This window comes from Acidiphilium multivorum AIU301, assembly GCF_000202835.1.
In the GTDB taxonomy this organism is placed as follows: domain Bacteria; phylum Pseudomonadota; class Alphaproteobacteria; order Acetobacterales; family Acetobacteraceae; genus Acidiphilium; species Acidiphilium multivorum.
This window is the reverse complement of record NC_015186.1, coordinates 2,394,529-2,407,493: the sequence shown is the minus strand read 5'-3', so window position 1 is coordinate 2,407,493 and position 12,965 is coordinate 2,394,529. Positions and strand designations below refer to the sequence as shown.

The 12,965-nt window shown below is 67.3% G+C and carries 19 protein-coding genes; 17 read left to right on the top strand and 2 right to left on the bottom strand.

The window, feature by feature from the left end; genetic code table 11:
• The first annotated feature begins 1 nt into the window (after nt 1).
• From rplE to ACMV_RS10760, 17 genes are all read left to right on the top strand, one after another.
• Nucleotides 2–559: a 50S ribosomal protein L5 gene (gene rplE, locus ACMV_RS10840; RefSeq protein ID WP_007424185.1), complete on the top strand. Its 558-nt coding sequence runs from the start codon at nt 2–4 to the stop codon at nt 557–559.
• Between the two features lie 77 nt (nt 560–636).
• Nucleotides 637–942 (top strand): 30S ribosomal protein S14, encoded by a 306-nt coding sequence (gene rpsN, locus ACMV_RS10835; RefSeq protein WP_007424186.1) that lies wholly within the window; start codon nt 637–639, stop codon nt 940–942.
• A gap of 11 nt (nt 943–953) precedes the next feature.
• On the top strand, nt 954–1,352 hold the full coding sequence (gene rpsH, locus ACMV_RS10830) for a 30S ribosomal protein S8 (RefSeq protein WP_007424187.1): 399 nt from the start codon (nt 954–956) through the stop codon (nt 1,350–1,352).
• 12 nt (nt 1,353–1,364) lie between these two features.
• A complete protein-coding gene (rplF, locus tag ACMV_RS10825) occupies nt 1,365–1,898 on the top strand; it encodes a 50S ribosomal protein L6 (protein WP_012039717.1) in 534 nt (177 codons plus the stop codon).
• Nucleotides 1,898–2,260, top strand: a complete 363-nt coding sequence (gene rplR, locus ACMV_RS10820; RefSeq protein WP_007424189.1) for a 50S ribosomal protein L18 — start codon at nt 1,898–1,900, stop codon at nt 2,258–2,260. Before rplF ends, rplR begins: the two co-directional genes overlap by 1 nt.
• Before the next feature lie 10 nt (nt 2,261–2,270).
• Entirely contained in the window at nt 2,271–2,840 is a 570-nt protein-coding gene (gene rpsE, locus ACMV_RS10815) for a 30S ribosomal protein S5 (RefSeq protein WP_007424190.1), read from the top strand.
• Entirely contained in the window at nt 2,833–3,027 is a 195-nt protein-coding gene (rpmD, locus tag ACMV_RS10810) for a 50S ribosomal protein L30 (protein ID WP_007424191.1), read from the top strand. Before rpsE ends, rpmD begins: the two co-directional genes overlap by 8 nt.
• Nucleotides 3,027–3,512 carry a 50S ribosomal protein L15 gene (gene rplO / locus ACMV_RS10805; protein ID WP_013640460.1) on the top strand — a complete coding sequence of 162 codons (486 nt, stop codon included), beginning with the start codon at nt 3,027–3,029 and terminating at the stop codon, nt 3,510–3,512. Before rpmD ends, rplO begins: the two co-directional genes overlap by 1 nt.
• Before the next feature lie 137 nt (nt 3,513–3,649).
• Complete coding sequence (gene secY / locus ACMV_RS10800) at nt 3,650–4,999, top strand: preprotein translocase subunit SecY (protein WP_007424193.1); 1,350 nt, start codon at nt 3,650–3,652, stop codon at nt 4,997–4,999.
• A complete protein-coding gene (locus ACMV_RS10795; protein ID WP_013640459.1) occupies nt 4,996–5,670 on the top strand; it encodes an adenylate kinase in 675 nt (224 codons plus the stop codon). Before secY ends, ACMV_RS10795 begins: the two co-directional genes overlap by 4 nt.
• A 200-nt stretch (nt 5,671–5,870) precedes the next feature.
• Entirely contained in the window at nt 5,871–6,248 is a 378-nt protein-coding gene (rpsM, locus tag ACMV_RS10790; protein ID WP_007424195.1) for a 30S ribosomal protein S13, read from the top strand.
• A gap of 78 nt (nt 6,249–6,326) precedes the next feature.
• Nucleotides 6,327–6,719, top strand: a complete 393-nt coding sequence (gene rpsK / locus ACMV_RS10785) for a 30S ribosomal protein S11 (RefSeq protein WP_007424196.1) — start codon at nt 6,327–6,329, stop codon at nt 6,717–6,719.
• 134 nt (nt 6,720–6,853) lie between these two features.
• Nucleotides 6,854–7,873: a DNA-directed RNA polymerase subunit alpha gene (locus ACMV_RS10780; RefSeq protein WP_013640458.1), complete on the top strand. Its 1,020-nt coding sequence runs from the start codon at nt 6,854–6,856 to the stop codon at nt 7,871–7,873.
• Between the two features lie 50 nt (nt 7,874–7,923).
• Nucleotides 7,924–8,364 carry a 50S ribosomal protein L17 gene (gene rplQ / locus ACMV_RS10775; protein ID WP_007424198.1) on the top strand — a complete coding sequence of 147 codons (441 nt, stop codon included), beginning with the start codon at nt 7,924–7,926 and terminating at the stop codon, nt 8,362–8,364.
• A gap of 106 nt (nt 8,365–8,470) precedes the next feature.
• Nucleotides 8,471–10,135 carry a M3 family oligoendopeptidase gene (locus ACMV_RS10770; RefSeq protein WP_012039714.1) on the top strand — a complete coding sequence of 555 codons (1,665 nt, stop codon included), beginning with the start codon at nt 8,471–8,473 and terminating at the stop codon, nt 10,133–10,135.
• A gap of 71 nt (nt 10,136–10,206) precedes the next feature.
• Entirely contained in the window at nt 10,207–10,605 is a 399-nt protein-coding gene (locus ACMV_RS10765; RefSeq protein WP_007424200.1) for an MAPEG family protein, read from the top strand.
• Entirely contained in the window at nt 10,602–11,078 is a 477-nt protein-coding gene (locus tag ACMV_RS10760) for a YbaK/EbsC family protein (RefSeq protein WP_007424201.1), read from the top strand. Before ACMV_RS10765 ends, ACMV_RS10760 begins: the two co-directional genes overlap by 4 nt.
• Here ACMV_RS10760 and pstA read toward each other — a convergent pair whose 3' ends face one another.
• Nucleotides 11,079–11,948, bottom strand: coding sequence for a phosphate ABC transporter permease PstA (gene pstA, locus ACMV_RS10755; protein ID WP_007424202.1), 870 nt, complete (start codon nt 11,946–11,948; stop codon nt 11,079–11,081).
• Nucleotides 11,932–12,906: a phosphate ABC transporter permease subunit PstC gene (pstC, locus tag ACMV_RS10750; protein ID WP_007424203.1), complete on the bottom strand. Its 975-nt coding sequence runs from the start codon at nt 12,904–12,906 to the stop codon at nt 11,932–11,934. Before pstC ends, pstA begins: the two co-directional genes overlap by 17 nt.
• Nucleotides 12,907–12,965: the final 59 nt, after the last annotated feature.

The window sequence follows — 12,965 nt, the reverse complement described above, 5'->3', positions numbered from 1 at the left end:
GATGAGCGAGGCCATTGCCAAGACCCGGCTTCAGCAGCACTACGAGACCGTGGTGCGGGAGGCGCTGCAGAAGGAGTTCGGCTACACGAACCCGATGCAGGTGCCGAAGCTTGAGAAGATCGTGATCAACATGGGCGTCGGCGAGGCGGCCGCGGACCAGAAGAAGCTCGACGCCGCGGTGGCCGAGCTGACGCTGATCGCCGGCCAGAAGCCGGTCAAGACGGTGGCGAAGAAGGCGATCGCCGGCTTCAAGATCCGCAAGGGCCTGCCGATCGGCTGCAAGGTGACGCTGCGCCGCGCGCGGATGTACGAGTTCCTTGACCGGCTGGTGACGATCGCGCTCCCCCGCGTGCGCGACTTCCGCGGCATCTCGGGCAAGGGTTTCGACGGCCGCGGCAATTTCGCCATGGGTCTCAAGGAGCAGATCGTGTTCCCCGAGATCGAGTACGACAAGGTCGACGACATGCGCGGCATGGACATCGTGTTCGTGACCACGGCGCCGACCGATGCCGAGGCGAAGGCACTGCTCAAAGGGTTTGAGATTCCGTTCGTCAACTGAGCGGATTTTCAGGCGCGTAAACGGATTTAGTGGAAAACCGCCGGGAAGTGCCGGCAGGTTCCGGAGGATAGAAGACGATGGCGAAGACCTCTCAGGTCAATCGGAATAAGCGGCGCGAGAAGATGGCGGCGCGTGATGCGGCGAAGCGCGCGGCGCTGAAGGCGATCGTGAACGACCGTTCCCTCCCCGTGGAGGACCGGTTCGACGCGACGCTGAAGCTCGCGCAACTCCCGCGCAACGGCGCGAAGACCCGCGTGCGGCTGCGCTGCGAACTGACCGGGCGCGCCCGCGGCAACTATCGCAAGTTCAAGCTCTGCCGTGTCGCGCTGCGCGACCTCGCGAGCGCCGGGCAGATTCCGGGCATGGTCAAGTCGAGCTGGTAAGGGGATAATACATGTCGATGTCTGATCCCCTGGGTGACATGCTCACCCGCATCCGCAACGCGCAGCGCGCCCGCCACGCGGTGTGCGTCGCGCCTGCGTCGAACCTGCGCGCCAACGTGCTCGACGTGCTGAAGCGCGAAGGCTTCATTCGCGGCTTCTCCAAGGAAGAGCTTCGCCCCGGCGTGGCCCAGCTGCGCATCGAGCTCAAGTACAACGACGGCGAGCCGGTGATCAAGGAAATCACCCGCGTTTCCCGTCCGGGCCGCCGCGTGTATTCCAAGATCAAGGAGCTGCCGCGCGTCTATGCCGGGCTCGGCGTGTCGATCCTGTCGACCCCGCGCGGCGTGATGAGCGATGTCGAGGCACGCACCGCCAATGTCGGCGGCGAAGTGCTCTGCCGCGTCTTCTGAGGAGGCAGCATCATGTCACGAGTTGGTAAATATCCGGTCGCGCTGCCGCAGGGTGTGTCGATCACCGTGGTCGACGGCATCCTGACCGCGAAGGGCAAGCTGGGCGAGCTGAAGATGCCCCTGTCCGAGCGGGTCGAGACGGTGGTCGAGGACGGCAAGGTGACGGTGTCGCCGCGCGACAAGGAAGCGGCCTCGCGGATGATGTGGGGCACCACCCGCGCCAATGTGGCCAACATGGTCCAGGGCGTTTCGCAGGGCTACGCCAAGACGCTCGAGATCAACGGCACGGGTTTCCGCGCCGCGGTCCAGGGCAGCAACCTGGTGATGAATCTCGGCTTCTCGCACGATGTGGTCTATCCGGTGCCGCAGGGCATCAAGATCACCTGCGAAAAGCCGACCTCGATCAAGGTCGAGGGTATCGACAAGCGTCTGGTCGGGCAGGTCTGCGCCGAGCTCCGCGCCTTCCGTCCGCCCGAACCCTACAAGGGCAAGGGTGTGAAGTTCGAGGGCGAGGCGATCCGCCGCAAGGAAGGCAAGAAGAAGTAATGAGCGCTGTACACGAAAACGAGGCGCGGCGCCGCCAGCGCCTCCGCTACCAGATCCGCCTGAAGGCGCATGGCCGCCCGCGGCTGTCGGTGTTCCGGTCGGGCAAGCACATCTACGCCCAGGTGATCGACGATGCCGCCGGCCGCACGCTGGCCGCGGCGTCCTCGCTCGATGCCGGGTTGCGTTCGGCGCTGAAGACCGGCGCCGACAAGGCGGCCGCCGCGGCGGTGGGCAAGCTCGTCGCCGAGCGCGCGAAGGAGGCCGGGGTCACCCAGGTCGTCTTCGACCGTGGCGCCTACATGTATCATGGCCGGGTGAAGGCCCTGGCCGAAGCCGCTCGCGAGAGCGGTCTGGATTTCTGAGGAGCAGGGCATGGCACGCGAACCGAGAGAAGGCCGGGGCCGCGAGCGCGAGCGGGATCGCGATGGCGACGAGCTGATCGACAAGCTCGTCACCATCAACCGCGTCGCGAAAGTGGTGAAGGGCGGCCGTCGCTTCGCCTTCGCCGCCCTCGTGGTGGTGGGCGACCAGAAGGGCCGGGTCGGCTTCGGCGCCGGCAAGGCGAAGGAAGTCCCGGAAGCCATCCGCAAGGCGACCGAGCGCGCGAAGCGCGGCATGATCCGCGTCCCGATGAAGGAAGGCCGCACGCTGCATCACGACATCGAGGGCCGTTTCGGCGCCGGTCATGTCGTCCTGCGCGCGGCGCCCCCCGGCACCGGCATCATCGCCGGCGGTCCGATGCGCGCGGTGTTCGAGACCCTCGGCATCGGCGACGTCGTGGCGAAGTCGCTCGGCAGCCGCAACCCGCACAACATGGTGAAGGCCACGGTCGCGGCGCTTTCGCAGTGCGCGAGCCCGCGCAGCGTCGCCTCGCGTCGCGGCAAGAAGGTCGCCGACCTGTTCGGCCCGAAGCGCGAGAAGGAGGCCCCGGCCGATGTCTGAGCAGGTGAAGCGGGTGCGCGTCACCCAGGTCGGATCGCCGATCGGCCGCAAGCCGGGCCAGAAGGAGACCCTGATCGGTCTCGGCCTGCACCGGATGAACGCGAGCCGTGAACTCGCCGCCACCCCGGAAACGCTCGGCCGCATCCGCAAGGTCAAGCATCTCCTGAAGGTCGAGGAGCTGTCGTAATGAAACTGAACGAACTGCGCGACAATCCGGGCGCGCGTCCCAAGTCGAAGCGGCTCGGCCGCGGCATCGGCTCGGGCAAGGGCAAGACGTCCGGCAAGGGCGTCAAGGGCCAGAAGGCGCGTGAGGGCGTGTCGCTGAACGGGTTCGAGGGCGGCCAGCTCCCGATCTACCGGCGTCTGCCGAAGCGCGGCTTCAACAACGTCAACCGCAAGGACTACGCGCCGCTCAATGTCGGCACCCTCGCGGCGCTGATCGAGTCCGGCAAGATCGACGCCGGCCAGAAGATCACCGAGGCGACGTTGCGCGCCGCCGGCGTCTATGCCGGCTCGAAGCTCGCCGGCGTGCGTCTGCTCGGCCGCGGCGAGATTTCGCAGAAGGTCGAGATCGAGGTGTCCGGCGCGTCCGCCGGCGCGATCGCGGCGATCGAGCAGGCCGGCGGCAGCGTGACCACAACGGTCGCGCGCGCGGAGCCGGCATCTGCCTGAACCACTTGCCGTGACCACCAAGGTTGCGGCACACTAGAGCCTGACGAACGGCGCTGCAGGTCGTGAGTTTTCACTGACCCGCGGCGCCGTTCCGGTTTCCGGAGATACGGCACGCTGCCGTTGGATGAGGGATATTCATGGCGTCCGCCGCTGAGCAACTCGCTTCGAGCTTCAACCTCGAAACCCTGTCGAAGGCGACCGATCTCAAGAAGCGGATCTGGTTCACCCTCGGCGCGCTGATCGTTTTCCGCCTTGGCACCTATATCCCGATCCCCGGGGTCGACCCGACGGTGATGGAGCACATGCTCGCCCAGAACGGCGGCGGCATCCTCGGCATGTTCAACATGTTCAGCGGCGGCGCGCTCGGCCGCATGACCGTGTTCGCCCTGAACATCATGCCCTACATCTCGGCCTCGATCATCATGCAGCTGCTCCAGGCGGCCGTGCCCCAGCTTGAGGCGCTGAAGAAGGAAGGCCAGACCGGGCAGCAGAAGATCAACCAGTACACCCGCTACCTGACCGTGCTGATCGCGCTCGCCCAGTCCTACGGCATCGCGATCGGACTTGAGAGCATCACCTCCACGGTCGGCCCCGCGGTGCTCGATCCGGGCCTGTTCTTCATCGTCACTACCGTGATCACGCTGACCGGCGGCTCCGTCTTCCTGATGTGGGTGGGCGAGCAGATCACCTCGCGCGGCATCGGCAACGGCTCGAGCCTGATCATCTTCGCGGGCATCGTCGCCGCCCTGCCGGGCGCGATCGCCAGCGTGCTCCAGCTCGGCGCCTCCGGCGGCCTGTCCACCGGCTTCGTCATCGGCTTCTTCGTGCTCTCGCTCGCGGTGGTCGCCTTCGTCGTGTTCATGGAGCGTGCCCAGCGCAAGGTGCTGATCCAGTATCCGAAGCGCCAGGTCGGCAACCGGATGTTCGGCGGCGATTCGTCGCATCTGCCGATGAAGGTGAACACCTCCGGCGTGATCCCGCCGATCTTCGCCAGCTCCCTGCTGCTGATCCCGGCCACGGTGATCGGCTTCAGCCACGGCACCGGCCCCGGCTGGCTGCAGTTGCTGGCCCGCGAACTCTCCAACGGCCAGCCGGGCTACATGCTGCTCTATGCCGGCCTGATCATCTTCTTCTCGTATTTCTATACGGCTGTCGTGTTCAACCCGGAAGAAACCGCCGACAATCTCAAGAAATATGGCGGATTTGTTCCAGGAATCCGCCCAGGCGCAAATACAGCCAAATATTTCGACACGGTGCTGACCCGCCTCACCACGATCGGCGCGGCCTATCTCGTGATCGTCTGTCTCATTCCACAGTTCCTGATCGGCCAGTTCGACCTTGCTGCGGGATATTATTTCGGCGGCACCTCGCTGCTCATCGTGGTATCTGTTACGATGGATACGGTAGCGCAGATCCAGTCGCACCTTCTGGCACACCAGTATGAAGGCCTGATCCGAAAAGGCCGAGGGAGAACACGCGGTCGATGAACATCATTCTTTTGGGACCACCCGGTGCCGGCAAGGGCACCCAGGCCAAGATCCTGCAGGATCGTTACGGTGTTGCCCAGATCGCGACCGGCGACATGCTGCGGGCCGAGGTGAAGGCGGGCACCGAGCTGGGCCGCGCGGCGAAGGCGGTGATGGAGTCGGGCGCGCTGGTTTCGGACGAGATCATCATCGGCATGCTGCGCAACCGCCTGTCCCAGCCGGACTGCCGCAACGGCTTCATCCTCGACGGTTTTCCGCGCACGGTGCCGCAGGCCCAGGCGCTGGACACGATGCTCGCCGAGCAGAAATTCGATCTCGACGCCGTCATCCTGCTCAAGGTCGACGAGGCGGTGCTGGTCGAGCGCATTTCCGGCCGCTTCACCTGTGCGCATTGCGGCGCCGGCTATCACGACAAGTTCCACCCGACCAGCGTCCCCGGCGTGTGCGACAAATGCGGCAGCCATGATTTCGTCCGCCGGCCGGACGACAAGGCCGAGGTCGTGAAGGACCGCCTGGTCGCCTACAATGCGCAGACCGCGCCGATCCTGCCCTATTACGAGCAGAAGGGCCGCCTTCACGTCGTCGACGGGATGGCCGCGATGGATCAGGTGACGGCCGAGATCGAGGGCGCGCTGCGCCGCGCCGGGGTCGCCGCGCCGGCAACGGCATGAACGGCCCCGATCACGCAAATTTGATCAAGGTCGATTGACTCTGACCGGGTCGGGCTTTAGACAACCAGTCTTGCGGCGCTCCCTGGCGGGGCGCCGCACTTTGTTCAGGCGATGCCGGCCCGCCGGGCCCGAGCTTCGCCTTCCGTTGGATGATCTTCCCTGCCGCCGGCGCGATCCGGCGGCGATCTAAGGAGCAGACCGTGGCGCGTATTGCCGGCGTAAACATTCCTTCGAACAAGCGCGTGCTGATCAGCCTGCGTTACATCTACGGCATCGGGCCCGCCAAGGCGCGCGAAATCTGCCAGTCCCTCGAGATCGGCGAAGACAAGCGCGTGAACCAGCTCTCCGAAGACGAGATCATGAAGATCCGCGAGCTGATCGACAGGGACTATCGCGTCGAGGGTGACCTGCGTCGCGAAGTCGCCATGAACATCAAGCGGCTGGTCGATCTCGGCTGCTATCGCGGGTTGCGCCATCGCAAGGGCCTGCCGGTCCGCGGCCAGCGCACCCACACCAACGCCCGCACCCGCAAGGGCAAGGCGGTCGCGATCGCCGGCAAGAAGAAGGCGACCCGCTAAGCCCTTCCGCCGCGCCCTACCGACTGACCGCGCCGCCCGCCCACGGGCCGGCGTATCGAGACAGAGACAGGATTATCCATGGCCAAAGCAGCCTCCACGCGTCCCCGCCGCAAGGAACGCAAGAACATTTCCTCGGGCGTCGCTCACGTGCTCGCGAGCTTCAACAACACGATGGTGACGATCTCCGACGCCCAGGGCAACGCGATTTCGTGGTCCTCGGCCGGCAGCCAGGGTTTCAAGGGCAGCCGCAAGTCGACCCCGTACGCCGCCCAGGTTGCCGCCGAGGATGCCGGCCGCAAGGCGCGCGAGCATGGCATGGAGACGCTGGAAATCGAAGTGAGCGGCCCCGGGGCCGGACGCGAGAGCGCGCTGCGCGCCCTGCAGACGATCGGCTTCTCGATCACCGCGATCCGCGACCTGACCCCGATTCCGCATAACGGCTGCCGCCCGCGCAAGCGCCGTCGCGTCTGACCGCGCGGGCCGCGTCGGCGGCCCGGCCCGGAGCGCGCGGCTCCACCGCGCCGCCGGAGAGTCGGCACGTTTTTGGATGGGGTGAGGGTGGCATCGCCGCCCGACCGGAGGGACTGATGTTGAGAGACACGCACTTGGCCTTGCAGCGGAACTGGCAGTCGCTGCGCAAGCCGGAAAAACTGGATATCGAACCCGGCGCGGACGACACGCGCGTCGCGACGATCATTGCTGAGCCGCTCGAGCGCGGCTTTGGCCTGACCCTCGGCAACGCCCTGCGCCGCGTCCTGCTGTCGTCCCTGCACGGCGCCGCCGTGACCTCGGTGCGGATCGACGGCGTGCTGCACGAATTCTCCTCGATCGCCGGCGTGCGCGAGGATGTGACCGACATCGTGCTCAACATCAAGCAGATCGCCGTGCGCATGCATGGCGACGGTCCGAAGCGGATGACCGTCTCCGCCACCGGCCCCTGCGAGGTGACCGCCGGCATGATCCAGACCGGACACGACATCGAGGTCATGAACCCCGAGCTGGTGATCTGCACGCTGGACGATGGCGCGACGCTCGGCATGGAATTCACGGTCGAGTCCGGCCGCGGCTACCTCCCCGCCGCCGCCAACCGCCCGGAAGACGCGCCGATCGGCCTGATCCCGGTCGACTCGATCTACTCGCCGGTCCGCCGCGTGTCCTACCGCGTCGAGCCGACCCGCGTCGGCCAGGTGACCGACTATGATCGGCTGATCCTGAACATCGAGACCAACGGCGCCGTCACGCCGGAGGATGCCGTGGCCCTCGCCGCCCGCATCCTGCAGGACCAGCTCGGCATGTTCATCAACTTCGAGGAACCGCAGCGCCTCCGCGCCGAGGAGCCGCGCCCCGAGCTGCCGTTCAACCCGAACCTGCTCCGCAAGGTCGACGAGCTGGAGCTCTCGGTCCGGTCGGCGAACTGCCTCAAGAACGACAACATCGTCTATATCGGCGACCTCGTGCAGAAATCCGAACAGGAAATGCTCCGCACGCCGAATTTCGGCCGCAAGTCGCTGAACGAGATCAAGGAAGTCCTCTCCGCCATGGGCCTCGGCCTCGGCATGGTGGTGCAGGACTGGCCGCCCGAAAACATCGAGGAGCTGGTCAAACGCTCCGACAACCCGTTCTGATCGCCTTTCCACACAACGCTTTTCGTCTTTACTGATCCGGAGTCACTCCCATGCGTCACGGCCTTGCAGGACGTAAACTCGGCGTCACCGCGTCCCACCGCGCGGCCATGTTCCGCAACATGGCGGTCGCCCTGCTCAAGCACGAGCAGATCACCACCACGCTGCCCAAGGCCAAGGAGCTCCGGCCCGTTGCCGAGAAGCTGATCACCCTTGGCAAGCGCGGCGGCCTGCATGCGCGCCGCCAAGCCCATGCGCTGCTGCGCGACGACGTCATCGTCGCCAAGCTCTTCGACTCGCTGGCCGACCGCTACAAGGAACGCCAGGGCGGCTACACCCGCGTCCTGAAGGCCGGCATGCGCTATGGCGACGCGGCCGACATGGCCGTGATCGAACTGGTCGACCGCGATCCCGCCGCCAAGGGGCAGGACAGCGGGCCGAAGCCCGAGGTTGCGTCCGACGAGGACGAAGCCGGCGAGGCGGCCGCGGCCTGATCGCCGCCGCATTTCCGGTCCGGATGAAGGGCGCGGCGCCAGCCGCGCCTTTTTTCGTTCCGCGGTCGCCCCACATCACATCCCGACATCCAGACACGGAGCGACGATGCGATTCGACCAGATCACCGCCGAAACCCCGACCGAGTCCGGCCTCGCCGCCGCCTACCGGGCGCTCCACGCGGAGCTCGACGCCGGCGCCGTCGGCCCCGCGATCGACGCCTGGGAAGCCCTGCGCCGGGACCACGGCACCTGGTCCAGCCTCGTCCATCTGCGCTTCTCGCAGGACACCGCCGATCCGGCCCGCAAGGCGGCGCGGGAATTCGCCGATGCGCTCGGCCCCGTCGTCGCCGATCACGAGACGACGTTCAAGGCCCGCCTGCTGGGCCTCGATCCGGCCCCGCTCGAAGCCCGCTTCGGCGCCCACGCGCTGGCGATGTGGCGCAACGACGTCACCACCTTCCGCCCCGAAATCGCCGCCGATCTCGAAACCGAATCCCGCCTCGCCGCCGACTACACGGCGCTGCTCGCCAGTGCCCGCATCGCGTTCGACGGCCAGACGCTGAACCTCTCCGGCCTCGGCCCCTATGCCGAAAGCCCCGACCGCGCGGTCCGCCACGATGCCGCCGCCGCCCGCTGGGCCTTCTTCGCCGAGCACGGCGCCACGCTCGACGACCTCTACGACCGGCTGGTGAAGCTCCGCCACCGCATCGCCCGCACCCTGGGCGACGCCAGCTTCACCGCGCTCGCCTATCGCCGCATGGGCCGGCTCGACTACGGCCCCGCCGAGGTGGCGACCTATCGCGAGGAAGTCCGCCGCCACGTCGTCCCCCTCGTCGCCCGGCTGATGGAACGCCGCCGCGCCGAAAACGGGCTCGACCGCCTGATGGCCTGGGACGAGCCGATGATCGACCCCGAGGGCAATCCGAAACCCGTCGGCGGCCGGGCGGTGCTGGAGCAGGCAGCCACCGAGATGTTCGCGGCGATGGACCCGCGCCTTGATGCCTTCTACCGCGCGATGCGCGAGGGCGGCTTCATGGATCTCGACAACCGCCCCGCCAAGGCCGGCGGCGGCTTCTGCACCAGCTTTCCCAGCATCGGCATGCCGTTCATCTTCGCCAACTTCAACGGCACGCATCACGACGTCGACGTGTTCACCCACGAGATGGGCCACGCGTTCCAGAATTACATGAGCCGGCAACAGCCGGTCTCCGACTATTTCTGGCCGACCATGGAGGCCGCGGAAATCCATTCGATGAGCCTGGAATTCCTCGCCCATCCGCATATCGCGCCGATGTTCGGCGCCGCCACCGCGCGCTACCGGCGGATGCACCTGATCGGCGCGCTGGAATTCCTGCCCTACGGCGTCTGCGTCGATCACTTCCAGCACGAGATCTACGCCGATCCCGATCTCACGCCGGCCGATCGGCACGCCATCTGGCGCCGCCTCGAACAGCTCTATCTCCCCTGGCGGGACTGGGGCGACCTCGCCTATCCGGCGATGGGCGGCCGCTGGCAGGCGCAGATGCACATCTACCGCTCGCCCTTCTACTATATCGACTACACCCTGGCGCAGTGCTGCGCGCTGCAGTTCTGGGTCGCCTCGCAGCGCGACGAGCGCGCCGCCTTCGACACCTATGTGAACCTCTGCGCCCTCGGCGGCTCGCGCCCCTTCGGCGGCCTGGTCGCCGCCGCCGGCCTCGTCTCGCCCTTCACCCCGGGCGCCCTGCGCGATGCCGTGCGCGCCGCCGCGCAGGCGCTGGATCTGTCATAGAGCATCAACATGATGGAGCACGACATCCGATCCGGAAGGACCGGAAAGTGCTCCAGACCGGGAGCCGAAGAATGACCTTCCCCACCGTCGCCGCCGGCTATGGCGCCCTGCTCGCCCTGATCTACCTCGTCCTCTCGCTCTGGGTCGGCTTCGGCCGCTTCGGCTTCCGGGTGATCCACGGCGATGGCGGCAACGATCGCCTCGCCCGCCGCATCCGCGCCCATGCCAATTTCGCCGAATACGTCCCGCTGATCCTTCTCCTCGCCGCCCTGCTGGAGGCGAGCGGGGCCGGGCGGCTCGAGATGAACGCGCTGCTCTTCCCGCTGCTGGTCGCGCGCATCATCCACCCGTTCGGCATGATCGCGCCGGAGAATTCGCCGCAGCAATTCCTCTGCCGCGCGCCCGGCGCGCTCATCACCTGGCTCGTCCTCGGCGCGGAGGCGATCCTGCTGCTGGCGCGCCTGCGATGAGCGATGCCGCCCTGGCCCGGGTCCGCGCCGCCCTGCGCGCCGCCGGCCTCGCCGATGGCCTGATCCGCGAATTCCCCGCAGGCACTGCGACCGCCGCCGATGCCGCCGCCGCCCTCGGCTGCGATGTCGCCGCGATCGCCAAGTCGATCGTCTTCCGCGCCGGCGATGCGCCGGTGCTCGCGATCGCCTCCGGGGCGAACCGCGTCGGCAAGAGCCGCCTCGCCGCCGTCCTCGGCGCGAAACTCGCCCCCGCCAGCCCCGATTTCGTGCGCGATGCCACCGGCTTCGCGCCCGGCGGCGTGTCCCCCGCCGGCCACGATCCGGCGATGCGCATCGTCATCGACCGCGATCTCTTCGCCTTCGCCGAGGTCTGGGCCGCGGCCGGCACGCCCCGTCACGTCTTTCCGGTCACGCCTGACGGCCTGGTCCGCCTGACTGGCGGCCTGGTCGCCGATATCAGGCAGGAGGGCTGATCACGGATCGCGCCGCATCACCATCCGCACGCCGATATTGATCGCCAGCACGACGAGCATGACCAGCAGTGCCGCGGCGAAGGCGAGGGCGTGCGATTCCGGGTTCGGTTCGTTGATGAAGGTCCAGATCACGTAGGTCAGGTAGCCGATCGGCTCGTTGGTGAGCTTCCCGGTCCAGAGATAGTTCGACCACCCGGCGGTATAGATCAGCGGCGCCGTCTCGCCGACCGAGATGGCGAGCGAGAGCAGCACGCCGGTGATCACCCCCGGCGCCGCCGCCGCCAGCACGATGCGCGAGGCCACGGTGTGGTCCCGCGCGCCCAGCGCGTAGGCCGCCTCGCGCATGCTGGTCGGCACCCGCCGCAGCGACAGCTCGGTGATCCGCGCCAGATAGGGCACGACCATGATGGCGAGCGTGATCGCCCCGGCCAGCGCCGAGAACTTCCAGCCCAGCCCGATCACCATCGTGATGTAGGAGAAATAGCCGAGCACGATCGAGGGCGTGCCGGTCAGCGTGTCGGCCAGGAATCGCACGGTCGCGGCGAGGCGGTTCGAGCCGTATTCCGAGAGATAGATCCCGGCGCCGATCCCGATCGGCGTGGCGATCAGGAGCGAGCCGAGCGAGAGCACCAGCGTGCCGATGATCGCGTTCTGCAGCCCGCCGGTCACCCCGTTGGTCGAGGTGGTGAAGAGTTCGATCGAGAAGGCCGAGGCCCCCTTGAGCGTCACCGTCAGCACGAGGTCGAGCAGCGGCACCGCGATCAGCAGGAAGGCGAGGGTGCACAGCCCCCACCCGACGATATTGGTCGCGTAGCGCCGCCGCTCCAGCGTGGTCAGCCGCGCCGGCGCGGCGTCATGCATTGCGGACATTGATCGTCCTCCTGACCAGCAGCCGCGCCGCGGCGTTCACCAGCACGGTGATGACGAACAGCACCAGCGCGATTTCCGCAAGCGACTTCACCGCCATGTTGCTCGGGTCCTGCAACGCGCTGTCGAGCTGCGAGAGGATGAAGGCGGCCATCGTGCTGATCGGGGTGAAGATCGTCCCCGGCAGGTAGTTGAGCGCGCCGCCCGAGACCATCAGCACCGCCATCGTCTCGCCCAGCGCGCGGCCGAGCGCCAGCACGATGCCGCCGATCAGCGTGACGCGCGCGGTCGGCAGCATGGTGCTGGTGACCACCTCGAAATGCGTCGCCCCCAGCGCATAGGCCGATTCCCGCAGCTCGCGCGGCACCTGGTTCAGCGCGTCGTAGAGCGTCGTGGTGATGATCGGCGTGATCATCAGCGCCAGCACGATCGAGGCGGCGAGCAGCCCGTAGCCGCTGCCGGTGCTGTTGCTCATGTTGAAGAAGGGGATGAAGCCGAGCGTCGCGGTGATCGCCGGGCTGATCCAGTTCGCGATCAGCGGCACCAGCACGAAAATGCCCCACAGGCCGAACACCACGCTCGGCACCACGGCGACCAGCTCGACCAGCATGGTCAGCCAGGGCCGCATCCGCGCCGGCGCCTTTTCCGAAAGAAACATCGCGGCGCCGACGCTCACCGGCACGGCGAACAGGATCGCGAGGAAGGAGGAGAACAGCGTGCCGACGATGAAGGCGAGAATCCCGTAATTCGCTCCCGGCGGCACCTCGTAGCCATGGCGCATCACCGTGTTGCCGTAGAGATTTCCGAGATTCCAGTTGATCGTCCACAGGAAGCGCAGCCCGTTGAACCCGATCGCCTGCCACGAATAGCGCGCGAGGAAGAAGACGATGGCGGCAAGGGCGAGCGGAATCACCAGGGCGACCGCCGCCATGGCCAGCCTGAACGGTTTCACCTTCGACATGCGGGTGCCTTTACACGAAACTGCCCTCCCGGCGAAGCCGGAAGGGCAGGGTAGGCTTG